General features: G+C 71.0%; 25 protein-coding genes. 7 read left to right on the top strand and 18 right to left on the bottom strand.

What is annotated here, in order from left to right; all coding sequences use genetic code 11:
• The first annotated feature begins 3 nt into the window (after positions 1–3).
• Positions 4–183, top strand: coding sequence for a hypothetical protein (locus VV01_RS07355; RefSeq protein ID WP_050669323.1), 180 nt, complete (start codon positions 4–6; stop codon positions 181–183).
• On the top strand, positions 180–602 hold the full coding sequence (locus tag VV01_RS07350) for an SRPBCC family protein (protein ID WP_050669322.1): 423 nt from the start codon (positions 180–182) through the stop codon (positions 600–602). The genes VV01_RS07355 and VV01_RS07350 overlap by 4 nt, the downstream gene beginning before the upstream one ends.
• Before the next feature lie 2 nt (positions 603–604).
• Here the strand turns inward: VV01_RS07350 and VV01_RS07345 are convergent, their stop codons facing one another.
• The 4 genes from VV01_RS07345 to VV01_RS07330 form a co-directional block, all read right to left on the bottom strand.
• On the bottom strand, positions 605–1,864 hold the full coding sequence (locus tag VV01_RS07345) for a C39 family peptidase (protein ID WP_082221195.1): 1,260 nt from the start codon (positions 1,862–1,864) through the stop codon (positions 605–607).
• A gap of 299 nt (positions 1,865–2,163) precedes the next feature.
• The gene (acnA, locus tag VV01_RS07340) at positions 2,164–4,953 is read right to left on the bottom strand and encodes an aconitate hydratase AcnA (protein WP_050669320.1); all 2,790 of its coding nucleotides are present in this window, start codon (positions 4,951–4,953) and stop codon (positions 2,164–2,166) included.
• A gap of 95 nt (positions 4,954–5,048) precedes the next feature.
• Positions 5,049–6,344, bottom strand: coding sequence for a class I SAM-dependent RNA methyltransferase (locus tag VV01_RS07335; protein WP_071606318.1), 1,296 nt, complete (start codon positions 6,342–6,344; stop codon positions 5,049–5,051).
• Complete coding sequence (locus VV01_RS07330; protein WP_050669319.1) at positions 6,341–8,341, bottom strand: APC family permease; 2,001 nt, start codon at positions 8,339–8,341, stop codon at positions 6,341–6,343. The genes VV01_RS07335 and VV01_RS07330 overlap by 4 nt, the downstream gene beginning before the upstream one ends.
• A 72-nt stretch (positions 8,342–8,413) precedes the next feature.
• Between VV01_RS07330 and VV01_RS07325 the strand changes: the two genes are divergently transcribed.
• Both VV01_RS07325 and VV01_RS07320 read left to right on the top strand, forming a co-directional pair.
• Entirely contained in the window at positions 8,414–9,079 is a 666-nt protein-coding gene (locus VV01_RS07325; RefSeq protein ID WP_050669318.1) for a potassium channel family protein, read from the top strand.
• Between the two features lie 16 nt (positions 9,080–9,095).
• Complete coding sequence (locus VV01_RS07320) at positions 9,096–9,788, top strand: potassium channel family protein (RefSeq protein ID WP_050669317.1); 693 nt, start codon at positions 9,096–9,098, stop codon at positions 9,786–9,788.
• Positions 9,789–9,838: 50 nt separating this feature from the next.
• On the opposite strand, the gene VV01_RS07315 is transcribed toward VV01_RS07320, so the two are convergent.
• From VV01_RS07315 to VV01_RS07300, 4 genes are all read right to left on the bottom strand, one after another.
• Positions 9,839–10,243 (bottom strand): OB-fold nucleic acid binding domain-containing protein, encoded by a 405-nt coding sequence (locus VV01_RS07315; protein ID WP_082220869.1) that lies wholly within the window; start codon positions 10,241–10,243, stop codon positions 9,839–9,841.
• A 16-nt stretch (positions 10,244–10,259) separates the two neighbouring features.
• Entirely contained in the window at positions 10,260–11,048 is a 789-nt protein-coding gene (locus tag VV01_RS07310; protein ID WP_050669316.1) for a DUF3710 domain-containing protein, read from the bottom strand.
• Between the two features lie 61 nt (positions 11,049–11,109).
• The gene (gene dut, locus VV01_RS07305) at positions 11,110–11,577 is read right to left on the bottom strand and encodes a dUTP diphosphatase (RefSeq protein WP_050669315.1); all 468 of its coding nucleotides are present in this window, start codon (positions 11,575–11,577) and stop codon (positions 11,110–11,112) included.
• A 16-nt stretch (positions 11,578–11,593) separates the two neighbouring features.
• Entirely contained in the window at positions 11,594–11,893 is a 300-nt protein-coding gene (locus VV01_RS07300; protein ID WP_050669314.1) for a DUF4193 domain-containing protein, read from the bottom strand.
• A 298-nt stretch (positions 11,894–12,191) separates the two neighbouring features.
• On the opposite strand from VV01_RS07300, the gene VV01_RS07295 reads away from it, so the two are divergent.
• Entirely contained in the window at positions 12,192–12,383 is a 192-nt protein-coding gene (locus VV01_RS07295; RefSeq protein WP_050669313.1) for a hypothetical protein, read from the top strand.
• 9 nt (positions 12,384–12,392) lie between these two features.
• On the opposite strand, the gene VV01_RS07290 is transcribed toward VV01_RS07295, so the two are convergent.
• The 3 genes from VV01_RS07290 to VV01_RS07280 are packed head-to-tail and all read right to left on the bottom strand — an operon-like array spanning position 12,393 to position 15,207.
• Positions 12,393–13,226 carry an inositol monophosphatase family protein gene (locus VV01_RS07290; RefSeq protein ID WP_050669312.1) on the bottom strand — a complete coding sequence of 278 codons (834 nt, stop codon included), beginning with the start codon at positions 13,224–13,226 and terminating at the stop codon, positions 12,393–12,395.
• Positions 13,226–14,401: a ferrochelatase gene (locus VV01_RS07285; RefSeq protein WP_082221194.1), complete on the bottom strand. Its 1,176-nt coding sequence runs from the start codon at positions 14,399–14,401 to the stop codon at positions 13,226–13,228. The genes VV01_RS07290 and VV01_RS07285 overlap by 1 nt, the downstream gene beginning before the upstream one ends.
• 8 nt (positions 14,402–14,409) lie before the next feature.
• Positions 14,410–15,207: a trimeric intracellular cation channel family protein gene (locus tag VV01_RS07280; protein ID WP_331456421.1), complete on the bottom strand. Its 798-nt coding sequence runs from the start codon at positions 15,205–15,207 to the stop codon at positions 14,410–14,412.
• Between the two features lie 25 nt (positions 15,208–15,232).
• On the opposite strand from VV01_RS07280, the gene sepH reads away from it, so the two are divergent.
• The gene (sepH, locus tag VV01_RS07275) at positions 15,233–16,459 is read left to right on the top strand and encodes a septation protein SepH (protein WP_050669311.1); all 1,227 of its coding nucleotides are present in this window, start codon (positions 15,233–15,235) and stop codon (positions 16,457–16,459) included.
• A gap of 26 nt (positions 16,460–16,485) precedes the next feature.
• Here sepH and VV01_RS07270 read toward each other — a convergent pair whose 3' ends face one another.
• The 7 genes from VV01_RS07270 to VV01_RS07240 all read right to left on the bottom strand — a co-directional run bounded on the left by VV01_RS07270 (position 16,486) and on the right by VV01_RS07240 (position 25,428).
• Entirely contained in the window at positions 16,486–18,018 is a 1,533-nt protein-coding gene (locus VV01_RS07270) for an MFS transporter (protein WP_231635178.1), read from the bottom strand.
• A gap of 284 nt (positions 18,019–18,302) precedes the next feature.
• Positions 18,303–18,989 carry a thymidine kinase gene (locus VV01_RS07265; protein ID WP_050669310.1) on the bottom strand — a complete coding sequence of 229 codons (687 nt, stop codon included), beginning with the start codon at positions 18,987–18,989 and terminating at the stop codon, positions 18,303–18,305.
• Between the two features lie 33 nt (positions 18,990–19,022).
• Positions 19,023–20,159: an alkaline phosphatase family protein gene (locus VV01_RS07260; RefSeq protein ID WP_050669309.1), complete on the bottom strand. Its 1,137-nt coding sequence runs from the start codon at positions 20,157–20,159 to the stop codon at positions 19,023–19,025.
• Entirely contained in the window at positions 20,156–20,773 is a 618-nt protein-coding gene (locus VV01_RS07255) for a DUF5998 family protein (protein WP_407942902.1), read from the bottom strand. Before VV01_RS07255 ends, VV01_RS07260 begins: the two co-directional genes overlap by 4 nt.
• A gap of 11 nt (positions 20,774–20,784) precedes the next feature.
• Complete coding sequence (locus VV01_RS07250) at positions 20,785–23,460, bottom strand: bifunctional acetate--CoA ligase family protein/GNAT family N-acetyltransferase (RefSeq protein ID WP_050669307.1); 2,676 nt, start codon at positions 23,458–23,460, stop codon at positions 20,785–20,787.
• Positions 23,461–23,500: 40 nt separating this feature from the next.
• Complete coding sequence (locus tag VV01_RS07245) at positions 23,501–24,934, bottom strand: sialidase family protein (protein ID WP_050669306.1); 1,434 nt, start codon at positions 24,932–24,934, stop codon at positions 23,501–23,503.
• Positions 24,931–25,428 (bottom strand): RNA polymerase sigma factor, encoded by a 498-nt coding sequence (locus VV01_RS07240; RefSeq protein WP_050671782.1) that lies wholly within the window; start codon positions 25,426–25,428, stop codon positions 24,931–24,933. Before VV01_RS07240 ends, VV01_RS07245 begins: the two co-directional genes overlap by 4 nt.
• Positions 25,429–25,648: 220 nt before the next feature.
• Between VV01_RS07240 and VV01_RS07235 the strand changes: the two genes are divergently transcribed.
• The gene (locus VV01_RS07235; protein WP_050669305.1) at positions 25,649–26,353 is read left to right on the top strand and encodes a type 1 glutamine amidotransferase; all 705 of its coding nucleotides are present in this window, start codon (positions 25,649–25,651) and stop codon (positions 26,351–26,353) included.

Below are 26,353 nucleotides of genomic sequence, written 5' to 3'. Positions count from 1 at the left end.
AACATGTGTTCGACGAACGCGCTGCGCAGTGCCGGTGTCGTGCACTCGAGCAAGAGCGGGCGCGTCGTGACCCACCGGCTCGACCCGTCGGTCCTGCAGCCGCTGTCCGAGTGGCTCCTACGCCGTCAGACGTTCTGGGCGCAGCAGCTCGACCACCTCACCGACGACCTGGAGACGTCATGACCGAGAGCGTGGACCTCACCCGCGAGTACGCCGCCGCACCCCACCGGCTCTGGACGGCATGGACCACCCGCGACGGCCTGGTCCGCTGGTGGTGGCGGCACTGGCCGGGCGTGACGTGTGACGTCGACCTACGCGTCGGCGGGCACTGGCGCATCGAAGCACCCGGGCAGAAGATCGCGGTGCACGGCACCTACACGCGCATCGACGAGCCCACCGACCTGGGCTTCACCTGGATCTGGTCCGAGGACGGCATCGACGGACCGGTCGAGCACGTCGAGGTGACCTTCGCAGCACACGGCGACGGCACCCACCTGCGCGTGCGACACAGCGGGATCGCCGACCTCGACGGGATGCGAGCGTACGAGCAGGGCTGGGCCTTCACCCTCACCCAGCTGCACGACCGGCTGGGCGAGGTCTGACGTCACCAGTTGCCGTCGGGCGCCGACGGCAACGCCATGCCCTCGGGGTGGATGACGTAGACCGTCCCACCCGAGTGAGGCACCCAGGCGTTCTCGAACTGCTGGCGGTCGTAGGTGACGGGCACCTGCGCGTTGTCGGCGATCAGGTGGCTGGCCGGGTCGTTCATCATCGGGTTGCCCTGAGCGTCGAAGCCTCGCAGCACCATCAGGTGCCCATTGGTGGAGTACCCCGCGCCGTCGAGCTCGTCGGCCTGGAACGACACCGAGGTGATCAGCGGGATGCCCGCCGCGATGAGCACCTCCGCCTCACGCAGGCTGCGCAGGCGGGTGACGAAGCCCCGCAGCCCGTTGCGGCCGGCGTAGGCGGTGTTGAACGGCCAGTTGCCGCAGCCGTCGTAGGTGTAGTCGAAGGTGTTGCGGGCGGCGTAGGCGACCTGCGGGTCCTGCATCGGCTCGACCCAGGCCAGCTCGGCCGCGGACGGCCCCCGCTTCCAGTAGTCCAGCACCATGGCCGTCGAGGTCGGGGAGCACCACGCCTCGCCGCCGTTGTCCCACTGCGGGTACTGACCGACGTGCAGCTCCTGGGAGTACGCCGGCACGGCCAGCGCACGACCGACGCCCGGTCCGGGCGTGCTCACCGGCACGGTCTCATCGCCCGGCAGCGCAGAGCACAGGGCCGTCAGCTGGTGGACGACCGGGCTGTCGGAGCTGCCCTGCGGACGCATCAGGTTGATGCGCAGCTCGAGGTCGTTGAGGGTGTGCGTGCCACGGGTGGCGAGGGTATCGGTCCAGACCGTGGCGATGTCGGTGCCCTGGTCGTCCAGGCTCGTACGGTAGATCGCGCCACCCTGGTCGGGGTCGTTGCGGCACCACCGTCCGAGCACGAACCAGCCCGTACGCAGGCCGGTCTCGTCGACACCTCGCACCTCGACCTCGACCCAGGACTTGCCGGGGGTGTCGACGTTCCACGACGCGATCAGCTCGGTCAGACGGAAGCGGTTGGTGATCACGCCCGAGGTCCAGCTGCCCATCTCGTAGACGGCGCTGGCACCGCCGGCGGCAGGGTCGGCGTACGCACGGGTCGACGTCGGCTTGTGCAGGACGAGGCCATCCGGCCCGGGTCGGACTCCTGCGCCGAGGCCGCGGGCGAAGCCCGCAGGACCGGTGAACCGGACGAGGGTGATCTGCCGGTCGGCCGCGGTCGCACCGCTCGCGGTGGCCGACTGCCGCACTCCGGCGAACAGGGCACCGCCGAATGCCATGCTCCCTCCGAGCAGTGCCCGCCTGCTCACACCTGCCTGCCTCAGCCGCCGCACGATCTGACCGCGATCACTCATCCGAACCCCTCGTCTCGATCTGGCGCACGCGCCCTGGCTCCTGCCGTGGATCTCCCCAGAACCACGCGCCGAACGTAGCACCGTGCCCTGGCCCGGCGGGCAAGCCGCGGGTGATCTTTTTCCATGAATCGGCCATCAGGAAAATCGTGATGCATGCAGTGCTGCCGGGACATGCAGCAGCGCCCGGCCACCCATGGGGTGACCGGGCGCTGCAGGAGAGGTGCTTACTTCTTGCTGACCAGCGAACGCAGGACGTACTGCAGGATGCCGTCGTTGCGGAAGTAGTCGGCCTCACCGGGGGTGTCGATGCGCACGACCGCGTCGAACTCGACCTTCTCGCCGCCGTCCTTGGTGGCGGTGACGTGCACCGTCTTGGGCGTCGTGCCCTCGTTGAGCGCCGTGATGCCCGAGATGTCGAACGTCTCGGTGCCGTCCAGACCCAGCGACTCGGCGTTCTGCCCCTGCGGGAACTGCAGCGGGAGCACGCCCATGCCGATCAGGTTGGAGCGGTGGATGCGCTCGAACGACTCGGTGATCACAGCCTTGACGCCGAGCAGACGCGTGCCCTTGGCGGCCCAGTCACGGGACGAGCCCGAGCCGTACTCCTTGCCGCCGAGGACGACCAGCGGGGTGCCGGCGGCCTGGTAGTTGGCCGACGCGTCGTAGATCGCGGCCTGCGGCGCACCCTCCTGGGTGAAGTCGCGGGTGAAGCCACCCTCGACGTCGTCCAGGAGCTGGTTGCGCAGCCGGATGTTGGCGAACGTGCCGCGCACCATGATCTCGTGGTTGCCGCGACGCGAGCCGTAGGAGTTGAAGTCCTTGCGCTCGACGCCGTGCTCGGCGAGGTACTTGCCCGCGGGGCTGTCGGCCTTGATCGCACCGGCCGGGCTGATGTGGTCGGTCGTGACCGAGTCGCCGAGCTTGGCCAGCACGCGCGCACCCGAGATGTCCTCGACCGGCGCCGGCTGCTCCTGCATGCCCTCGAAGTACGGGGGCTTGCGGACGTAGGTCGACTCGCCGTCCCAGTCGAAGGTGTCGCCCTCGGGCGTCGGCAGCGACTGCCAGCGCTCGTCACCCGCGAACACGTCGGCGTAGTCCTTGGCGAACATCTCCTGGTTGATCGAGGAGGCGATGGTGGCCTCGACGTCGGCCGGAGCCGGCCAGATGTCCTTCAGGAAGACGTCATTGCCGTCCTTGTCCTGGCCCAGCGCGTCGGACTCGAAGTCGAAGTCCATCGTGCCGGCGAGGGCGTAGGCGATGACCAGCGGCGGCGAGGCGAGGTAGTTCATCTTGACGTCGGGGTTGATGCGACCCTCGAAGTTGCGGTTGCCGGAGAGCACCGAGGTCACGGCCAGGTCGTTGTCCTGGATGGCCTTGGAGATCTCGTCGAGCAGCGGACCCGAGTTGCCGATGCAGGTGGTGCAGCCGTAGCCCACGAGGTGGAAGCCGAGCTTCTCGAGGTAGGGCCACAGGCCCGCCTTCTCGTAGTAGTCGGTGACGACCTTCGAGCCAGGGGCCATCGAGGTCTTGACCCAGGGCTTGGACTCCAGGCCCTTCTCGACCGCGTTCTTGGCGAGCAGGGCGGCCGCGAGCATCACGGACGGGTTGGAGGTGTTGGTGCAGCTGGTGATCGAGCTGATCGCGACGATGCCGTGATCGATCTCGAACGACCGGCCGTCGGCGAGCGTGACCGGGACCTTCTTGGTGGCGCGCTCGGGCGAGTCGACCTCGGCCGGCTTGTCGCCGCCGTTCTGGCCGTCGGGGCTGCCCTCGGGCGTCGGGTCGCTGGCCGGGAAGCTGGACGCCGCACCGGCGTCGCCCTCCTCGTGCGCGACGTACGTCGGCAGCACCTTGCGGAAGGACTCCTTGGCCGCGGACAGCTCGATGCGGTCCTGCGGACGCTTCGGGCCGGCGATCGAGGGCACGACCGTGCTGAGGTCGAGCTCGAGCTTCTCGCTGAAGCGGGGCTCGACCGACGGGTCGTGCCACAGGCCCTGCTCCTTGGCGTAGGCCTCGACCAGGGCAACCTGGTCGTCGGGCCGGCCGGTGAGGCGCAGGTAGTCGAGGGTGACGTCGTCGATCGGGAAGATCGCGCAGGTCGAGCCGAACTCCGGGCTCATGTTGCCGATCGTCGCGCGGTTGGCCAGCGGCACCGAGGTGACGCCGTCGCCGTAGAACTCGACGAACTTGCCGACCACACCGTGCTCACGCAGCATCTGCGTGATCGTGAGGACGACGTCGGTCGCGGTGGCGCCCGAGGGGATCTCACCGGTCAGCTTGAAACCGACGACGCGCGGGATGAGCATCGAGACGGGCTGGCCGAGCATGGCTGCCTCGGCCTCGATGCCGCCGACGCCCCAGCCGAGCACGCCGAGGCCGTTGACCATCGTGGTGTGGGAGTCGGTGCCGACGCAGGAGTCGGGGTAGGCCTTGCCGTCGCGGACCATGACCGTGCGAGCCAGGTGCTCGATGTTGACCTGGTGAACGATGCCGGTGCCCGGGGGGACGACCTTGAAGTCGTCGAATGCCGTCTGGCCCCAGCGCAGGAACTGGTAGCGCTCCTTGTTGCGGCCGTACTCGATCTCGACGTTCTTCTCGAACGCGTCGGGACGGCCGAACACGTCGATGATGACCGAGTGGTCGATGACCATCTCGGCCGGAGCGAGCGGGTTGATCTTCTTGGCGTCGCCACCGAGCTCGGCGACGGCCTCGCGCATCGTGGCGAGGTCGACGACGCACGGCACACCGGTGAAGTCCTGCATGATCACACGCGCGGGCGTGAACTGGATCTCGGTATCGGGCTCGGCGTTCTCGTCCCACCCGCCGAGGGCGCGGATCTGGTCGGCGGTGATGTTGGCGCCGTCCTCGGTGCGCAGCAGGTTCTCCAGCAGCACCTTCAGGCTGTACGGGAGGGTCTCGCTCCCCTCGACCGTGTTGAGTCGGTAGATCTCGTACGACTGGTCACCCACGGAGAGGGTGCCCTGTGCACCGAAGCTGTTGGTGCTGGAACTCACGGCGACTCCTTCAGTCTGGTCCTGAACCGTGTCATTTATCTTGACGTCAAGATAATCAAATCACATCGCAGCGCGACCGCTCAGCGCAGGTCTGCCTAACTCTCGGCCGTGGAGCGCGGGGCAGGTTCGAGCACGGCCACACACTCAACATGGTGCGTCATCGGGAAGGCGTCAAAGGCCCGAATGCTCCGGACGGCGTAGCCGTGCTCGGCGGCGTACGCCAGGTCGCGTGCGAGCGCAGCCGGATCGCAGGCGACGTACGCCACCGCCCGCGGCCGGCGCGCCGTCACCGCAGCCATCACCTCGCGGCCCGCGCCGGCGCGAGGCGGGTCGAGCACGATGACGTCAGCGGTCTGCGGGGCTGCCTCCTGGCCGAGCCACCGCTCGACGTCACCACGCTCCAGCACCGCCTGCGGAAGGGACTGCACGTTGTACTGCCCGTCGACAACCGCCTGGCGGTCACCCTCGACGCCGATCACACGGCCGCCGTCGCCCGTCCGCGCCGCGAGCGCGACGGTGAACAGACCGACTCCGGCGTACAGGTCGAGAGCCTGCTCCCCCGGCTGCACGTCGAGCTCGTCGAGGACGTGCTGCACGAACGTGCGGGCCGCTCCCGGGTGCACCTGCCAGAACCCCCGGGCACTGACCTGCAGGCGCACAGGCCCGTGGTCGAGGTCGACCTGCTCGGTGACGGTCGGCGCCGCACCGCTCACGGGCAGCGGCACGGCAACCAGCTCATCCGTGGAGCTGTGCACCATGTCGACGCCGTGCACGCCCGGCTCCCAGATACGTTGCAGCACACCGGAGCTCGCGATCTGCTCGTCCGCGATCAGGCAGTCCTCGACCGGGATCACGTCGTGCGAGCGGTGCGGCCGCATACCGGCGCGCTGACCTGCGCCGACTGCGAGCTCGACGCGGGTACGCCACCGCTGCCCCTCGCGATCACCCGGCACCGGCTCGACGACCACGGGCAGGTCGAGCCCGGCGAGGCGCCGCAGCTGCTCACGCACGACACGCGCCTTCAGCTCGCGCCCGAACTCGGGTGAGGTGTGCTGCCAGTCGCAGCCGCCGCAGGCCCCAGGCCCGGAGTAGGGGCACGGCGAGGTACGCCGCTCCGGCGCCGGCGACAGGATCTCGACGGCATCGGCGCGCAGGAACTTCGAGCGTGTCGTGCCCGAGGTGACCACGGCGACGACCTGCTCCCCCGGCAACGCGTGCCGGACGAAGACCACCTGACCGTCGTGGCGCGCGACGCAGTGGCCCCCGTGCGCCACGTCGCCGACGTCGAGGGTGAGGCGTTCGCCCTCACGCGGCTCGCCCTGCGGCGTACGTCCCCGGGGCGTGCCCTGGCGCGGGCGCCGCCCTCCTCGACCGCGCTGTCGCGGCGTCATCCGCCACCGCGACGGACTGATCCCACGGCGGGTCCGTCGTACTTGGTCTCAGCGCCCTCGGAGGAGTGCAGCTGCCACGGCACGCTCGCGACCATCACGCCGGGCGTGAACAGCAGGCGGCCCTTCAGGCGCAGCGCGGACTGGTTGTGCAGGAGCTGCTCGTACCAACGCCCGAGGACGTACTCGGGGATGTAGACCATGACCACGTCGCGCGGGCTGTCACGGCGGACCGACTTGACGTAGCTGACGACCGGGCGGGTGATCTCGCGGTACGGGCTTGCCAGCGTCTTCAGGGTCACCGGGATCTCGCGCCGCTCCCACTCCCGCTCCAGAGCCCGGGTCTCATCGCCGTCGACGTCGACCGTGACGGCCTCCAGCGTCGAGGGACGGGTGGCGCGCGCATAGGCCAGGGCGCGCAGGGTGGGCTTGTGGATCTTGGACACCAGGACGATGGCGTGGACCCGCGAGGGCAGGATGCTCTCGTCGACGTCGTCGTCGAGAGCGAGCTCGGCCTTCACCCGGACGTAGTGCTTGCGGATCGCGAGCATCAGGACGTAGAGAACCGCCATCGCGGCGACGGCGTAGCCCGCGCCGTGGACGAACTTGGTCAGGAGGACGACGACCAGAACGGTGCCGGACATGGCGGCACCCACGGCGTTGATGACCCGCGACCGCTTCATCCGGGCCCGCTGGGACGGGTCCTCCTCGGCGCGCAGGTGGCGGTTCCAGTGTCGGATCATCCCGATCTGGCTCAGCGTGAACGACACGAAGACGCCCACGATGTACAGCTGGATCAGCTTGGTCACCTCGGCGTCGTAGATCACGATCAGCACGATCGCCGCGACCGCGAGGAACAGGATCCCGTTGGAGAACGCGAGTCGGTCGCCGCGGGTGTGCAGCTGGCGCGGCAGCCAGCTGTCCTTGGCCAGGATCGACGCCAGCACCGGGAACCCGTTGAAGGCGGTGTTGGCGGCCAGCACGAGGATCACGCCGGTCACGACCGCGACGAGCGCGATGCCCGGGGTGAACCCGTCGAACACGACCTGGGCGAGCTGGCCCAGGACGGGGTCCTGGACGTAGGACTCACCCACCGGTACGCCGTTCTGGGTGAGCTGCGTCGCGGGGTCCTCGGCGAAACGGATGCCCGACTTGATGACCAGGACGATGATCGCCATGAGCAGCGTCGTCGAGATGACCCCCATCAGCAGCAGCGTGGTCGCAGCGTTACGGCTCTTGGGCTTGCGGAATGCGGGGACCCCGTTGCTGATCGCCTCCACTCCGGTGAGCGCCGCACATCCTGAGCTGAAGGCCCGCAGCAGGAGGAAGAACATCGCCAGCCCGGCGAGGCCCTGGTAGTCGGACTCGGCGTGCAGGTCGTACTGGGAGCTCTCGGCCTGTGCCAGGTTGCCGGTGAGCAGCTTCAGCAGGCCGAAGGCGGCCATGCCGATCGTGACAGCGAGGAAGAGGTAGGTCGGGATCGCGAAGGCCGTACCCGACTCACGCACGCCGCGCAGGTTGACGGCTGCGAGCAGTGCTACGGCAAGGACAGCGACCAGGGCCTCATGACCCCTGAGCGAGGGAAGTGCCGTCGCGGCGTACTGGGCACCCGACGAGATCGACACCGCGACGGTGAGGACGTAGTCGACCAGCAGCGCGCTCGCGACGCCCAGGCCCGCCTTGGGTCCGAGGTTGACCGTCGCGACCTCGTAGTCGCCACCCCCGGAGGGATAGGCATGAACGTTCTGGCGGTAGGACGCGATGACGATCGCCATGACGCACACGACGACCAGTCCGATCTGCCAGGAGTGCGTCGCGGCGAACGCGCCACCGGCGACCGACAGCGTGAGGAAGATCTCGTCAGGGGCGTAGGCCATCGACGACAACGCGTCACTGGCGAAGACCGGGAGGGCGATCCGCTTGGGCAGCAGCGTCTCACCGAGGTTGTCGCTGCGCATGGCGCGGCCGACGAGGAGTCGCTTGATGATCCGACCGGTCATGGGCACGAGTCGAGAGTGTAGGTCGCGCGGGGTCGGCCTGGGTAACCCCCGAGTTGGGGTACGGTCGCGGGCGTGCACTTCGTGATCATGGGTTGTGGCCGCGTGGGTTCGACCCTGGCGCTCAGCCTTGAGCAGCAGGGCCACTCGGTCGCGGTGATCGACCGCGACGAGAGCGCCTTCCGTCGCCTCGGAGGGTCCTTCGAGGGACGCCGCGTGCTCGGCATCGGCTTCGACCGGCAGACCCTGGCGCAGGCCGGCATCGACGAGGCTTACGCGTTCGCCGCCGTCAGCAGCGGCGACAACTCCAACATCCTCGCGGCGCGTGTCGCTCGCGAGACCTTCGACGTCGAGCACGTCGTGGCCCGCATCTACGACCCGGGCCGTGCGGAGATCTACCAACGGCTCGGGATCCCCACGGTCGCGACGGTGCGCTGGACCTCCGACCAGGTCCTGCGTCGGCTGCTCCCCCAGGGCGCGGTGCCGGTGCACACCGACCCCAGCGGTCGGGTCGTGGTCGCCGAGGTCCCCGTCAACATCGGCTGGGCGGGCCACCGCCTGTCCCGCGTCGCGGCCGAGGCGGGCGTCAGCGTCGCGTACGTCACGCGACTGGGCGAGAGCTTCCTGCCGGACGCCGACACGGCGTACCAGGAGGGCGACCTGGTGCACGTCCTGACCACGACCGACCGCCTCGAGCAGGTCGAGTCGACGCTGTCCGCGCAGCCTCCTGCGGATCTGTGAGCGAGGAGTCACCAGAATGCGCGTCGTCGTCGTCGGAGCCGGCAGTGTGGGCCGGTCCATCGCCCGAGAACTGATCTACAACGAGCACCAGGTGCTGCTCATCGACAAGTACGCCGAGGAGAGCAAGACGCTGTCGGTGCCCGAGGCGTCCTGGCTGCTCGCCGACGCCTGCGAGATCACCACGTTGCAGGAGGCAGGCCTGTCCGAGGCGGACGTCGTCGTGTGCGCCACCGGCGACGACAAGGTCAACCTCGTGGTGTCACTGCTCGCCAAGACCGAGTTCGGCGTCGCCCGCACGGTCGCGCGCGTCAGCAACCCCAAGAACGAGTGGATGTTCGACGAGGCGTGGGGCGTCGATGTCGCCGTCTCGACCCCGCGTCTGATGACCGCGCTGGTCGAGGAGGCCGTGAGCGTCGGTGACCTGGTGCGGCTGTTCGAGTTCCAGCAGGGCAAGGCGACGATGGTCGAGGTCACGCTGCCGTCGACGAGCCCCTACGTCGGACGGCGCGTCGCCGACCTCAACCTGCCTCCGGAGTGCGTGCTGGTCGGCATCATCCGTGAGGAGAAGCCCATCGCGCCGACGGACGACGACGCCATCGAGGCGCTCGACGAGCTGCTGTTCCTGGCGACGCCGGCCGCCGAGCTCGAGCTCGCCTCGACATTGACCGGTCGCGACCCGCAGGACATCCGAATCCGCCGCGAGGAGTAGCGCATTCGCGCGTCCGGCGTCGTGCGCTGAGGCGCGCGCGACAAAACGCCTCAGCGAGCCTTGAGCTCGTACGCCGGGTTGAACATCGTCGGGACTCCCCCGCGCATGCACACCCGGCCGTTGGCCTTGAGGTAGGAGCCGGGCGCGATACCGGCGATCCGCCGTCGCCCGAGCCACACCAGCTGCATGCTCCGGCTGCCGTCGTCGAGGTCGACCACGAGCGCAGGCACGTGGTCGGCCCGCGGCCGCAGGCTCACGCTGCGCACCGTGCCGCAGACCTGGGCGAGCTCACGGTCGGTGACGTCGCAGATCGGCGTACCGCCCATGGCTGTGGTGGTCTCCCGCAGCTCTTCTGCCTCGAGCTGGTTCTGCGAACGAGTCAGCCGGTGGGTGAACCGGCCGAGGAGCCGCTCACGCCGCAGCGGCGCGCCAGATGTCGTACCAGAGGTGCTCACGACTACGTCCTCCCGCTCAGCGGACCTCGGTGATCTCGGGGCCGCGCTCGAACGGCTTGAGGTCATCGGCGTTGACGGGCTCCTCACCGGGCTGCTGCTCCTGCTGAGCGAGCAGCTCCTGCGGGATGGTCAGCTCGAGCAGCTCACGTGGCGCCCGTGCCTCGGTGCCCCGCGTGACGATCACGTTGCGCACGATCTGCACCATCTCAGCGGCGGCGTCGTCCTCGACGGCGGCCCGACCGGACAGCACGGCCCGCAGGAACCAGCGAGGCCCGTCGACCCCGACGAAGCGGACCGGGGAGTACGTCGTGCGGCCGTCGTTGCCGCGGGAAGGCATGCGGGCGTGCAGCTCGGTGCCGAGCTCGCCGTCGTGCTCCTCGGCCGTGCCGCCGGCACCGATCAGGTTGTCGGCGATCTCGCCGCGGATGTCGTCCCAGACGCCCGAGGACTTCGGTGCGGCGAAGACCTGCAGCTGGACCGCGGAGTCGTCCTGGACAGCGGTGAGGCCGGTGATCTGCTGCCCCTGCTCGTCGACGTCGAGGCGCAGCTCGGTGCCGGGAGTCGGACGCAGCGCGAGCGCGCCGAGGTCGAGGTGCTCCTCGACCTCCTCGACCTCCGAGCGGTCGAACGGGCCGTAGGTGCGGTCGACCGGCGCCTTGGCGGTGCGGGCGACGGGAGCGCTCACAGCCTCGGTCTCGTCGATGACCGAGTCGTCGAGGTCGGTCTCGTCGACGTCGACGGTGTCGACCTGGTCGACGCTCTCCTCGTCAGGGCCGGAGGAGTTCTTGCGGCTGAAGATGCCCACGTGGTGTCAGTCCCTCTGCATTGCTGGGTGTGCGATCGGCGTCGGAGGACGACCGATCGTCCTACGGCGTGGCTCCGACGCCACCGAAGCCACCGCTGGCTCCATGACCAGTGTCTCCCCTCACACTGTCGGGAAGCGAGTCGACCTCGTCCAGCTGGGCGAGGGCGACCTGCTGCACCACCAGCTGGGCGATGCGGTCACCCCGCGAGACCGTGAAGGTCTCGGTCGGATCGGTGTTGATCAGGTTGACCTTGATCTCGCCGCGGTAGCCGGCGTCGACCGTGCCCGGACCGTTGACGGTCGTCACACCGTGCCGCGTGGCCAGGCCCGACCTCGGATGCACGAACGCCGCGTGACCGTCCGGGAGCGCGATCGCGATGCCCGTCGGCAGCAGCGCGCGCTCGCCGGGCGCGAGCACCGCCCCCTCACGCGCGAACAGGTCCAGGCCCGCGTCGCCCGGGCGGGCGTACGCGGGGAGCGGCAGCTCGGGGTCGAGCCGTCGCACCTGGACCCGTACGTGCTGTGTCATCGGAGCCCGCGCACGGTCATGCAGCGCACTCGGTGCAGACCGGCAGTCCGCCGACCTCCTTGGCCAGCTGGCTGCGGTGGTGCACCAGGAAGCACTTCGAGCAGGTGAACTCGTCCGCCTGACGCGGGAGCACCCGCACCGACAGCTCCTCGCCGGACAGGTCAGCGCCTGGCAGCTCGAAGCCTTCGGCCTGCTCCGTCTCGTCGACGTCGACGCTGCTCGCGCTCTTGTCGACACGACGCGACTTCAGCTCCTCGATGGAGTCCTCGTTGAGATCGTCGTCTGTCTTGCGCGGGGCGTCGTAGTCGGTCGCCATTGATCCACTCCTCACGTCGTCGTACCCAAACCGACCGCCGCACTGGCCGGTCCCGCGCGTCAACGTCGGGAAGTTCGGTTTTGTGCCCGGTTCGGCGGGGATTGTGCCCTATCGCCGAACGTGATGGAAGCCCGGGGCATTCCCGCGCCCTACCCGGCGTGTCGCAGACCACGGCCCGGGTGATCTTTTGCTGTTCCTTGACCGTCTCGTGCGGCGTAGGACGCCCGGAGCACGTAGGGTCATCGACGCCCGGCGACCGTCGGGTGACGGAGCCATGTTCCACCCCAGGAGGTGCCGAGTGATCTCCCTGCGCGAACAGCTCATCGTCCGCCTGCAGGACGTGACGGCCCGCCTCGAGGATGCTCGGGGACGTCGCGACGAGTACGACAGCATGCTGGCCACCGGTGAGGTCGAGTCGCTCCTGCGGATCGCAGACGACCACGGCCTGCACCTTCCGGAGGCCGATCGCCTTCGCGCGTGCACTGCTTGAGGCCGCTGCTCACTCGATCAGCGACCTGACCCGGTCGACGAGCGCCGACGGTCCAGCGACCACCAGCTCGCTGGACGCCGCCGCCCCGCCCGGGCCGACGACCTTCCCGCCGGCCTCCTCCACGATGAGGTGGCCGGCGGCGAGGTCCCAGGGGTTGAGCCCCGACTCGTAGTAGACGTCCAGCCGGCCCGCCGCGACCGCGCACAGGTCGAGCGCCGCGCTCCCGGCGCGACGGATGTCGCGCACCTGCGGCAGCACGCGTGCGACCACCTCGCCCTGACGGGCCCGCTTGGCGGCGTCGTAGCCGAAGCCGGTACCGAGCAGCGCGGACCCGAGGTCGTGCTCGGCGCTCACCGAGAGCGCATGGACGCCGCTCGGCGCGCGCAGGAAGGCGCCGGACCCGCGGCGGGCGTGGAACATCTCGCCGAGCACAGGGTGGTAAACGGCGCCGGCGACTGCGTGCCAGGCGCCGTCGGTCCTGGTGTCACCCACGCAGGCGGCGACCGACACGGCGTACTGCGGGATGTCGTACAGGTAGTTGACGGTGCCGTCGATGGGATCGACGACCCAGGTGATGCCCGAGGTGCCCTCGACGCTGTCGCCCTCCTCGCCGAGGATGCCGTCCTCAGGACGGCGGGCCAGGATGCGGGCACGCAGCAGCTCTTCGCTGCGGGTGTCCATGACCGTCACGACGTCGGTGCTGCTGGACTTGGTGGCGGCGACACCGAGTCCGTCGGGACGTTCGTCGACGATCAGCCGCCCCGCCTCACGGGCCAGGTCGGCTGCCATCGTCTCCAGGGTCGCGAGGCCCGCTGCGCTGAGCGTGGGCTCGGGGGCGGCCATCAGTCGGACCCGCACGCGGCGGCCTTGGCCACTCGCAGGTTGGGACAGCACCCGGGACGGCAGATCGAGGGCATCGCCTCGCCCGGCCACGCGGGATGGGACACCGTCTCGTCGCGGGCCTCGGCAGCACGCTCCTCGGTCAGGTCGACCAGCCCGCTCACGAACTCGCCGTCGACACCGACGGTCGGGACGCGTACGACACGCAGGCCGAGCTCGGCCGCAGTCTCGGCGGCCTCGACGTCGAGGTCGTAACGCACCTCCATGTGGTCGGAGACGAATCCGATCGGTGCGATCACCACGTCGGTCACGCCCTCGGACGCGACCTGCCTCAGGTAGTCGTTGACGTCCGGCTCCAGCCAGGGCTGGCTGGGAGGCCCGGACCTGGAGCAGAAGACCAGCGCCCCGGACAGGTTGCGGTCCAGGGTGATGCCCGCCTCGTCGAGGATGACGTGCCCGAGCTCGTCGTGCTGGTGCCAGTAGAGGTTGCCCTCACCGTCGCCCGGTCCCGACGTGTCGTCCATGCCGACCGGGATCGAGTGCGTCACGAACGCCACCCGCAGCCGCGCGTCGTCGGGCTGGCCGATCTGGCGGATCGCCTCGGTGGCCAACCGGGTGTTGGCGCGCGCGAAGCCCGGGTGCGTGGCGTACTGACGGATCTTGTCGACGACGATCGTCCGCCCCTCGCCCGCGAGCGTCGAGACGGCCTCGGCGATGTCCTCGCGGTACTGACGGCAGGAGCTGTACGACGAGTACGCGCTGGTGGTGATCGCAAGGACACGACGGGCGCCGCGGTCGTACGCGTCGCGCAGCACGTCGGTCAGGAAGGGCTCGGAGTTGCGGTTGCCCCACAGCACCGGCAGCGCACTCCCCCGCCTGCGCAGCTCGGCGTGCAGGGCCTTCAGCAGCGCCCGGTTCTGGTCGTTGATCGGGCTGCGACCGCCCATCAGGTAGTAGTGCTCGGCCACGCTCTCGAGGCGCTCGTCCGGGATGCCGCGACCGGCCGTGACACGGCGCAGGAACGGCATGACCTCCTCGCGCGACTCCGGGCCACCGAAGGAGAGCAGCACCACGGCGTCGTACGGGCGCAGCTCCTCGAGGTCGTCGGGCGCAGGCTCGGGCACCGGCTCGGATGCCTCGTGCGGTGCCTGGCCTTGTGGTTCGGACGGTTCGGCCATGGGCGAGGTCACGACGGGTCTCCTGTTCGCAGAGGCTGAGGGGCATTGAGGTCGAGGACGACGGCCGCCATGCGGACCGCGAAGACCAGCACCACCGCCGCCCAGACTACGAGGCTCGTGAGGTGCTCGAGCCGGGCGGCGACCACGATGACGACCGAGCCCAGCAGGGCCGGGACGGCGTACAGCTCGTTGCGCAGCACGGCAGGCACCTGCCCGACGATCACGTCGCGCAGCAGCCCGCCCCCGACAGCGGTGATGACGCCTACGACGGCGGCGGTCACCGGAGCGACCGAGAACAGCACCGCCTTCATCGCACCGGACACGGCGAACACGGCGAGGCCGGCCGCGTCGAGGACCCGGACCAGACGGGCGATGCGCTCCACGCGCGGGTGCAGGGCGAACGTGATCAGGCCTGCGACACAGGCTGCGAGCATCAGTCGCCAGTCGCTGACGCCCACCGGCGGGGTGTCGCCGATGAGCACGTCGCGGATCATCCCGCCGCCGAGGCCGGCGACCCAGGCGAGCACCACGACGCCGACCAGGTCGAGACGTGCGCGGACCGCGACGAGGCCGCCGGACAACGCGAACACGAAGACCCCGACGAGGTCGAGGCCGAGCTGGAGGTCGGAGTTGGCGGTGAGCATCTCGGTGCCAAAGGCTACCGGCGCGGCGTGGCCTGCGACTCGCCGACGGCGCGGGGTGGCACAGTTGTCAGCGCGCGCATCGGCCAGCACCCGCTGGCACGTGCGTACGCCGCGGTCGCAGCCCATGATGATGGGGGCACGGCCACTCGGGTGGGCGGTCACGCGACCGCAGGAAGGGACGAGACTGATGCAGGACCTGCGACTGGTGGGGATCCACGAGGACGGCGAGCACGTGCTGCTCGCCGGCGCCGACGGAACCCGCTACCGGGTACCCGTCGACGACGCCCTGAGAGCAGCCACACGCCGCGACCGCACGCCCACCGACCACGGCGACGAGGCGCGCGAGCCGGCCGAGCCCATGCGGCCGCGTGACGTGCAGGCCCTGATCCGCGCCGGAGTGTCCGTGGTCGAGGTCGCCGAGCGCTCGGGATGGACCGAGGACAAGGTCCGTCGGTACGAGCCGCCGATCCGTGCTGAGCGTGAGTACGTCGCAGGCCTGGCCCGCGGCGTACAGCTGCGCGGTCGTACCCATGACGGATCGCTGCCGACGCTCGGAGCGCGAGCAGCACTGCGACTCGACGAGCGCGGGGTCGAGGCCGAGCGGGTCGTCTGGGACTCCTGGAAGACCGAGAGCGGCGCCTGGACCGTCGTCTGCATCTTCCCGGCCGGAGGTCGTGAGCGGCGGGCAACGTGGCGGTTCGAGCCACGTGACCGGACGCTGTCCCCGGCCGACGACGAGGCGCGCTGGCTCGGCGAGGACGAGCAGGCCCAGGCACCCGGCCCGATCCCGGCGTCGACGCCGGCCCGCCCCGCGCGCCGTGTCTACGACGTCGAGGCCGAGGGTGGCCTGCAGGCCAAGAACCGGCACCCGGCGGGCAAGTCCCGTGCCGCCCGACCCACCCCCGCGCCCACCGACGTCCCCGCGCCCGCTCCCGAGGCGACCGCTGACACCGACGCCGAGCCGCTGGACCTGATGTCGGCGATGCGCGAGCGGTCCGCCGCCCGACGCAAGAAGCCGGCTCGTCGTGAGCCCGCGCCCACCGACACGTCCGAGGACATGCCCGAGGACGCGCGGCCGGTCGAGCGCCTCCACCTGGCCGACACTCCGCCGCCGATGGGGTCACACCCGGCGCCGCAGGAGGTCGAGCACGCCTCGCAGGAGATCTACGACGAGGACGACGCGTCGGAGGCGGACACCGCCGCCGCCGACCTGTTCGGCGACATCGACGAGGACTCCAGCGCCGAGACCGCCGACGAGCACGACGACTCGGCACCCGACGACGATGACTCCGCGGACGACGACGATGTCGCTCCCCCGGTGCCGGCCCGGCAGAGCGGGTCTCGCCGCGGTCGTCCTGCGGTGCCGAGCTGGGACGACATCATGTTCGGGACGCGGCCCAGCAGCGAGCACTGACCTCACCCGGCAGCCTCCGCGGGGCGTCAGTCGCGGAAGCGCGAGCTCCAGCGGTCACGCCGGTCGTCATCGTCCGGCGTCGGCGGCCGACGACGCGGTGGACGCCACTGCGGATCGGAGCGGTTGATCGGCACCGTGCGCTCGACGTCGTCCTCGTCGTACGCGTCCGTGGTAGGCGCGCTCGGGCGGTGCTCCTGTGGCCGCTGTGCGCCCGGGGCACGGCGGCGTACGCGCCCCACGGCCGGCCTGGCTGCGGCGGGCACCGGGATACTGCGGCCCGTGTGCCAGGTGATGACGGCTGCGGTCCAGAGCACGAGCAGTGCGGCCGCCACGATCATGCCGATCTTGGCGTTGGCCGGCACGATGACCGCGAGGATTCCGCCGAGCACCCACGACATCTGCAGGACGGTCTCCGAGCGGCCGAACACGCTGGTGCGGACGTCCTCGGCCACGGTGTCCTGGATCTGAGCGTCCAGCGCCAGCTTGCCCATCTGCTGTGCGATGCCCGCGACCAGACCGACGGCCACCGCAGTGACCACGTTGAACATGATGGCGGCCACGACCACCATCACCGCATCGGCGAGCAGCACCGCGAGCACGATCACGCGAGGCGAGCTGACGCGGACGAGCGCGCCGGCCATCGTGCCGATCGCGTTGCCGAGGCCCGCCGCACCCACGACGAGGGCGAGCAGCAGTGAGGCCTTGTCCTCCCAGCCGGGCAACGGGTGCTCACGCACGAGGAAGGCCAGGAACAGCGTCAGGAACCCGGACAACCAGCGCAGCCCCGCGTTGGCCCGCAGAGCCGTGACGACGTCGCCGGAGATCCCGCGGCGGGCACCGCCGGTGGAGCTGGCGGCAAGGTCGCTCATCCTGGCCTGCTCCTCACCGACCGAGGAGTCGACCCGAGCAGGCAGCATGATCGCGAGCACTGTGCCGGCGGCGAACACGACGAACGCGACCCGCAGTGCCCACTCGGACCCGAATGTCGCAGCCGCACCGGCCAGACCGCCGCCGACGCCGGCGCCCACCGTGCCGGCGAGCGAGAGCCGACCGTTGGCCTTGACCAGGGTGAGCCCGTCCGGCAGCAGCCTCGGCGCCGCGGCCGACCTCGTGACCAGGTAGGCCTTGGACGCGACGAGCACCCCGAGCGCGACGGGGAACTGCCAGGTCGACTCGTCGCTGATCGTCTGAGCCAGCACCCAGCACAAGAAGGCACGCAGCGCGAGGGTCGCGCCGATGGACCAGCGACGACCGTGCCGGAAGCGGTCCAGGAGCGGCCCGATCAGCGGTGCCACGATCGCGAACGGCAGCATGGTGATCAGCAGGAACAGCAGCACCTGGGTCTTGGCCTGCCCCGGCTCCAACGAGAAGAACATCGAGCCGGCCAGACCGACCGTGACAGCGGTGTCACCGGCCGAGCTGAACGCGTGCACCTGGATCAGCCGTGCGAGGCCGGACTCCCCCGCCCCCTGTGCCTCGCTCGCTCGCCGCGCGACGCGTAGGGTCGACCGTCCGGCCCGGGCGGTGACACGAGCGACCGCCTTGCTGCCACGGGCCACGCCCCGACCTGCGGCTGCCGCCGTACGCCGTCGGGACCCGGTCGTGGTCTCCGTCGGTCCGTCGTCGTCACGGTCGGTATCGCCCAGAGGTACGCGACCGGTGCGGTCGCGTGGGGCCATGGGCCGCGTCGGGTCGCGCGGAACCGGCCCACGCGGTCGGCCGGGACCTGGCCGGCGAGGCTGATGGGGTCGACGCGGCGGAGGCGCAGCGTTGTGCGCCTCGACGCTGCCCCGGTCGTCCATGGGTTTATTCTGCCCGCGCCCGGGCGGCGGAGCACCCACGTTCAGCCTCGCGTCCCGGCACCCGGGAGCGGGCACAGGCCGAGGTCGAACGGCAGGACGTCGGGCGAGCCGGCCTGCTCGCGCGCGGCGTGCGAGGTCATCCGGCGCATGTAGTGGCGACGACACAGCACCTCGTACTCGACCTGACCCGCGGGGGCGTCGTGGGTGTCACCGACGACGACCTGCTCGCCCTCGACGACCATGTGGCCGTCCACGACGCGCGCGTTGTGGGTGGCCCGGCGGCCGCACCAGCACAGCGCCTCGACCTGGGGCACCTGGATCCGGTCGGCCAGCTCGATCAGCCGCCGCGAGCCCGGGAACAGCTCGGTCCGGAAGTCGGCCGTGATGCCGAACGCGTAGACGTCGATGTCCATCTCGTCGACGATGCGTGCGAGCTGCTCGACCTGCTGCGGTGTGTAGAACTGCGACTCGTCGCAGATGAGGTACTGCACCGAACGACCGTGGGTGGCCTGCTCGACGACGAGGTCCCACAGGTCGAGGTCGTCCCTGACCTCTAACGCCTCGCGTGAGAGCCCGAGGCGCGAGGAGAGCACTGACTCGCCCGCACGGTCGTGCTTGGTGAGGACCAGACCTGTCCGACCGCGCGCGCGGTGGTTGTGGTCCATCTGCAGCGCAAGGGTCGACTTGCCGCAGTCCATCGTCCCGGAGAAGAACACCAGCTCAGCCACGGGACGACCTTAGGAGGTCGAGCGTGCATCGCATCAGACGCTCGCCGACGCCGGCACATGGAGCATCGGGACGAGCTGTTCGTCACCGGTGAGCGAGCCGTGCTGGCCGATCAGACCGAGCACGACGGGTCGCATCACGCGGCTGTCGACCACACCGACCGGCGCGTGCAGAGCGACGACGACCTCACCGATGCGGGGCAGCACGCGCTCGTGCACCGCACCGAACCACCCTCGCTGCAGGGCGTCCTCGCGATGCAGGACCCAGCCCGCGTCGCCGAACCGCGCCTGCCAGGTCGCCAGCACGTCGGCGGCGGCACCCGGCTCGCAGTAGAGCTGGAGGGCGCGCATCTCGCCGCCGACGAGGCGTACACCGGCCGCGAGCTGCGCGTCGTGCGCCACGTCGGTGCGTGCGTCGAGCGGGATGTCGACCATGCCGTGGTCGGCGACCACGGTGAGCGAGCAGTCGTCCGGGAGCCGGCCCGCGAGGCGGCGCAGCTCGCGGTCGATGTGCTCGAGCTCGTCGCCCCACTGCCAGCTGTCGCAGCCGTGCACATGGCCGGTGCGGTCGAGCTCGCCCCAGTAGAGGTAGACCAGCGCGCGCGGGTCGGCTCGCACCGCGGACAGGGCCGCGTCGACGCGGTCGGAGAGCGCGTCTGCACCGCGAAAAGCCGCTCCGCGCAACGCTGCTCGCGTCAGCCCCGACCCGTCGAAGTAGGCCGGCGCGACCATCGTGGTGGCCACGCCTGCGGCGGCGGTGCGTTCGAGCACGGTCTGCTCGGGCTGCCACATCAGCGGATCGGGCCCGTCCTCCCAGCTGAGCTCGTTGAAGAGCCGCCCCTCGCCGGGCACCTCGACCTGGTAGCCGGTCAGCCCGTGCGCGCCCGGGGGCAGACCTGTCCCGAACGAACCCATGCTGGTCGCGGTCGTCGTCGGGAAGCCGGCGCGCAGGTCGAGCCCGTCGGCCAGCAGGGAGCGCAGGAACGGCGCATGCCCCTTGCGCCGACGCAGCAGCTCCATCCCGAGGCCGTCGACGAGCACGACGACCGCTCGGCGCGCAGGGGCGAGCGCGAGCGGACCGGAACCGACTCCGAGTGATGCGGCGACCGAAGGGAGCACGCCGGCGAGGCCACGGTCGTCGTACGCCGGGAGGACCGGCTCCGGCGACGTCACTGGCCGGGGCGGCCGATGGCGGCCGACAGGGCCGCCGCGAAGTCGTGCGCACGGGCGAGCACGTGCTCACCCTCGGCGTCGGCGCTGACGCGCAGCGAGATGTCGTCGCCCGTGACCGTGCCCTCGAAGCCGTGGTCGGCCTCGCACTGCGGGTCGCCGCACGTCGCCGGCACCAGGTCGACGCGCGAGACGGTGCCCCAGCCCAGGGTCAGCGTCAGCTCGCGACCCAGCGAGCCGGGACGGTAGCTGTCGGGCTCGGCGACGACGTGGGTGAGCATGACCCCGCGCACGGCGGAGAGCGGGACGCACTCGGTCGAGGCCGTGGCGACGGACGTCGCGTGGATGCTCGACGTGGGGTCCGGGGCGTGGTCGTCGGCGTGGGCGATGACCAGTCGGCCGGGCGTGAGCGCGAGGACGGTGATGTGCCGGCGTACGGACTCCTGGTCCAGCGTGGTCTCCTGGTGCACCAGGTGAGCGACGACGTCCTCACCCGCGACGGCGGCCGCGACGACGTCGGCCACCAGGGCCGGGTAGTAGCCCGCGGCGGTGATGTCGTCGTGCAGTGAGGACGGCAGCGCGGCTGCCTGAGGCGTACGAGAGACCATGAGGGGCATTGTCCCACCCGTCAGGAGAGTGCACGCCGCCCGGAGTCCTTGCGGCTGTCGGGCGGAGTGAGAACCACCTCGGCGCCGAGCACCTCGAGCCCACCGGGGTGGCAGTTGACCGGGTTGAGCTCCAGGCTCGCCACCTCGGGGATCTGGTCGGCGAGCACCGACACCCGGGCGATGACGTCCTCCAGCGCCGCGCGGTCGACCGGCGCCGCACCCCGGTAGCCGTGCAGCAGCGGCGCGGCCTTGACCGACAGGATCAGGTCGCTCACGTCGACGTCGGTCAGGGGCGGGATGCGGTAGCCGACGTCGTCGAGCAGCTCGGTCGGTGACCCTCCGAGCCCGAAGCTCACGACCGGCCCGAACAGTGGGTCCTCGCTGCTGCCGATCACGCACGGCATACCCGGCGTGGCCATCTTCTGCACGACGAACCGGTTGGCGTGCAGGGGCGCGAGGCGCTCGTCCAGCGCGTCGTACGCCTCGCGCACGGAGGAGTCGCTGGAGATGTCGACCCGCACGGCTGTGACCGGCTGGTGGCGTACGAGCGGCGAGACGGACTTCAGCACCACCGGGTAACCGAGCCGGCGGGCCGCACGCACGGCCGACCGCCGGTCCTGCACCGGCACCACAGGCCACACCCGGATGCCGTAGTGGCCGAGCAGCTGCTCGACCTCGTCCGTGCGCAGGCGGCGCCCCTCGGGCGAGCCCGCGAGGACCTCCTCGACGAGCTGCTCGGCAGCCCCGCGGTCGATGCCCTCGGGCCGGACGAACTGGCCGTGGTCGCGGGCCCGCCACTCGCCGTACCGCGTGGCGGCGGCGAGGGCACGGACACCGTCCTCGGGCATGGAGTACGACGGCACGACCCGACGCCGTCCGCTGTCGCCCTCGGCGCTGGACAGGGCCTCGAGTGCGCCGTGCATGCCGAGGAACGTCGTGACGCACGGCTTGTCGTGAGCTGCGCTGGTGCGCGCGAGCACCTGGGCGACCTCGGTGGAGTCGGTGACCAGCGGTGGGATGAAGCAGGCGATCACGCTGCTGACGTCCGGGTCGGCGAACGCCTCCTCGAGCGCAGCCTCGAACGTCGCGGCGTCGGCCTCGGCGGGCACCGACACCGGGCCGTGCACGACGTCGAGGCCACGGCTCGTGGCGGCGTCGGCGGCGAGTGCGCCGAGGGCGTCGGAGTTGCCGACCACCGCGACCCGGTTGCCCTCGGGCATGGGCTGGTTGACGACCAGCTGAGCCACGTCGAGCATCTGGTGGACGCCGTCGACGCGGATCACCCCCGCCTGCCGCAGCATCGACCGGAACGCCTCGGGCCGCGCCCTCGTCTCGCGGACGCGGTGACCCGGAGGGACGCCGAACGCCGATGAGCTGCTCTTGACGACGATGACCGGTTTGCGGCCGGCGAGCCTGCGTGCGATCCGGGAGAACTTGCGCGGGTTGCCCATGGACTCCAGGTAGAGGCCGACCGCGTCGGTGTCGTCGTCGTCGAACCAGTACTGCATGAGGTCGTTGCCGCTGACGTCGATGCGGTTGCCGGCGGAGACGAAGTCGCTGAGCCCGAGGCCGCGCCGGTCGGCGGCTGCGAGGACGGCGATGCCGAGAGCTCCGCTCTGGGCGAACAGCCCGAGGTGCCCGGCCGACGGCATCTGCGGCGCGAGCGAGGCGTTGAGGCGTTCGTCGTCACGCGTGTTGATGATCCCGAACGAGTTGGGTCCGATCACCCGCATCCCGTGCCGGCGGGCCGTGCGCAGGAGCCGTTGCTGGCGCAGGCGACCGTCCGGGCCTGCCTCGGCGAAGCCTGCCGACACGACCAGCAGCGACTTCACGCCGGCTCGGGCACAGTCGAGCACCACGTCGTGGACCTGGGCGGCGGGGACGGCGATGACGGCCAGGTCGACCGCCGCGGGCACGTCGCTGACGCGCTCGTACGTCGGTCGTCCCTCGACGGGCTCACCGCTCCTGCTGACGACCCAGACCTCGCCTGCGAAGCCGGACCCGACGACGTTGCGCAGCACCTGGCGTCCGACCGAGGCCTCGCGCGCGCTCACCCCGACGACGGCGACCGAGCGCGGTCGCAGGAGGGACCGGACGCTGACCGACTCGGCGCGCTGCTCGCGGGCGGCGCGCACCTCCTGGCTCTGCTCGGTGGGGCTGATGTCGAAGGACAGTGCGATCACACCGTCGTCGAACTGCCGGCTCACCTCGTAGCCGGCCTCGGAGAACACCGACAGCATGCGACGGTTCTGCGGCAGCACGTCGGCGATGAAGCGCTGCACGCCGTTCTCCTGGCCGATCGCCGCGAGGTGCTCCAGCAGCACCGACCCGACGCCGCGGCCCTGCATCGCATCGGAGACGTTGAACGCGACCTCGGCGGTCGGGTCGGTCGGACCGTCGATGCGGTCGTAGCGCCCGACCGCGACGATGTCCTCACCCACCTCGACGACCAGCGCGACACGACTGACGTAGTCGACGTGCGTGAAGCGGTGCAGGTCCTTGTCGCTCAGGCGTTTGAGCGGCGCGAAGAAGCGCAGGTAGACCGACTCGGGTGACTGCGCGGTGTGGAAGCGCTGCAGCGCCTCCTCGTCGTCGGGCCGGATCGGTCGGACGTGCGCGACGCTGCCGTCCCGCAGCACGACATCGGCCTCCCACTCCTGCGGGTAGCCCTCGGGTACGGGGCGCTGCGGCGTCATGACCGCAGCATGTCAGGTCGGCACCGGCCAGGCTGTGACCTCAGCGGGCAGCGGTCGGTGTCGCACCGCCGTGCGTCGCCGGGTCGACGACCTCCCAGGTCCGACCGTCGTCGCTGGAGTGCCAGTACCCCCGCACGGTGCGCGGCACGGCGTACACCTGGGCGGCACCCGGGCTCGCGGTCCAGTCGAAGCCGTCCTCGGGGGCACTGCGCAACGGGCGCGTCCAGGTGCGGCCGCCGTCGCCGGTGACCTGGAGGTGCTGGACACCGACCGTGACGCGCGGCGAGCGCGGCCCCCCGCTGGTGGCGACGACCTTGCCGGCCCGCGTCGCAGCAAGGCTGAGCCGGCCGGCCCGCGGCATGCTGAGCTCACCGGCCGCCGCCGACCAGGTACGACCGTCGTCGGCGCTGCGTACGAGGCGGAACTGCGCGGTGCTCCCGGCCGTCCGGATCTCGCACGCCGCGTAGAGCAGGTCCTTCTCACCGGCCGCGGACGTCATCGCCTCCAGCGGGCGCCCGGCGCACTCTGCCGGTGACGACAGCGAGGTCAGGCGCGTGCCGTCGAGCCGCATCGGTCCGCCGGCGCCGGCTGCGGGCTGCACGTAGACCTGACCGTTGCGCAGCACGAGCTGGGCGTCGGCGACCCGGCCCCCGAGACGCCGCGTCGCGACGGGCCCCTGGACCGTCCGCTCGGCCGTCGTCGTCCGGGAGACGTAGAGCGGTCCGCTGCATCCGCCGGTGGAGCAGCCGTCTGCGGAGAGCACCACGACCTTCTGTTCGCCGTCGATCTCGACGTCGAGCACCGTCTCGCCAGGGTGTGCCATCTGGGTGAAGGTCGCGCCCGCGTCGCGGGTCGCCCACAGGTCTCCGCCGAAGACGTAGCCGACCTGCGGCGAGGCGAAGCGTGCCTCGGTGATCGCGTCCTGCGGCTGCACCAGAGGACGCTGGTCACCGGTGGAGCCGTCCATGTCGGCCTGCGCGAAGGAGTGCACCGACCGCCACGACGCCCCGTCGTCACTGGACCGGATCACGGCCGGGCACGCCTTGCCGTCGCACCGGCCCTCGCCGAGGGCGTAGATCGTTCCCTGGTCGGCATAGCTGAGCGACCAGGTCCGAAAGGCCGGGTCCACCGGCCCGGAGACCTGCAGGGCCGACGTCTTGGTCGCGGTCCCCTGCTCCATCCGTTGCACGGTCGGCGTGGTGCTGGTCGCGACCGCCGCACCACGCGTCACCTCGCCCTGCCCGAAGGTCGTCTGGTGCAGTGACCATCCGGCGACGCCCACGGCGACGGCTGCCGCCGCACCGACGGCAGGGCCCCACCACGAGCGGCGGCCGGTGCGGGTGCTCGCACCCTGCACGATGCGCTGCCACTCGGCCGGACCGGCGCGGTCAGGCCGGATGTCGTCCCGCTCCGCAGCGAAGAACCGCGCGACGTCGTCATCGGCCTCATGTGGCTCGCGGCGCTCGTCGTTCATCGCACTCCCTCCAGCTCGGTCGCGAGCAGCCGGCGTGCGTCGTACAGGTCACGCTTGACCGCTCCTTCGGACTTGCGCAGGCTGTGGGCGACCTGCACGACGGGCAGGTCGACGAAGTAGTGCAGCAGCACCACGGCGCGCAACCGGTCCGGCAGCGCGAGCACGGCGTCGCGCACCGACAGGCGGTCGGCGTGGTCGGGCTGCGGCGCGGCGACCTCGGCACCGACCGGGTTGCCTGCGTGCCATCGGTCGTACGCCGCCGCCTCGCGACCCCGTCGCCTCCAGTGGTCACGGACCTGGTTGGTGACGGCGGTGTAGAGCCACGCGCGTGGGTTCTGCACCGAGGACCAGTGCCGCAGCAGACGCACGAACGCCTCCGTCGCGAAGTCGTGCGCGAGGTCGGGGTCGTCCACGAGCCGCGTCGTCCACCCGACCAGGCGGCCGTAGTGGGCGTCGAAGATCTCGCGCACGGCCTCCTCGGCGCCTGCGGACACTGCGGCGCTCCTCTCGGGTTCGGTCTGGACGCGGACGGACGCCCAGCCGGCCACAGCAGTCATGACCGGTACGACGCCTCACGTCGCCGTCCGGTTGGGTGGCCCTGCACACGGGACGACGCGCGCCGACCAGTATCGATCACCTGGCTGCGCCGATGGGTGCCCGGTCGGGTGCTGGACCGGGCGCGCTCGGGTCGGGCGGACGTGCCAGAGTGACCGGGTGCCCGCAACTGTGCTCCTGGTCCAGAACGCCGAGTCCAGCGGACCTGGCCTGCTCACGGGATGGGTCGAGGAGGCCGGGCTGGCACCGCAGCTGTGCCGGGCGTACGACGGCGAGCCGGTCCCGACCCACCCTGGCGGGCATGCCGCCGTGGTGCTGCTCGGCGGCGGGCTGCTGCCTGACGAGGACGACCGAGCACCCTGGCTGGCCGACGAGCGCCGTCTGGCCCAGGCATGCCTCGACGACGGCACTCCCCTGCTCGGCATCTGCCTCGGCGGCCAGCTGCTCGCCCACGTCGGCGGTGGCCGCGTCGAGGGCAACCACGGACTGCCCGAGAAGGGCGTCACCGACATCACGCTGACCGACGCCGCCGCGGACGACCCGCTCCTCGCCGACCTCGCTGCGACCGTGCCTGCGGTCGAGAGCCATCGCGACGCGATCACCATGCTGCCGTCGACCGCCGTCTGGCTCGCTCGCAGCGAGCGCTGCCCGCACCAGGCGTTCCGGCTCGGTGAGCGAGCCTGGGGCACGCAGTTCCACCCCGAGGTCGGCGCCGACCGCATCGCGCAGTGGAACCCTGACGACGTCCGCGAGCTGGGCTTCGACCCCGACGACGTGCTCGCACGTGCCCGCGAGGCCTCACCCGAGCTCGAACGCACCTGGCACGACGTGGTGCACCGATTCCTCACGCTCGCCACTGCCTGA

The sequence above is a fragment of the Luteipulveratus halotolerans genome (assembly GCF_001247745.1).
Taxonomy (GTDB): Bacteria; Actinomycetota; Actinomycetes; order Actinomycetales; family Dermatophilaceae; genus Luteipulveratus; species Luteipulveratus halotolerans.
The sequence above is the reverse complement of the archived record's forward strand: the minus strand, read 5'-3'. Positions and strand labels throughout refer to the sequence as shown.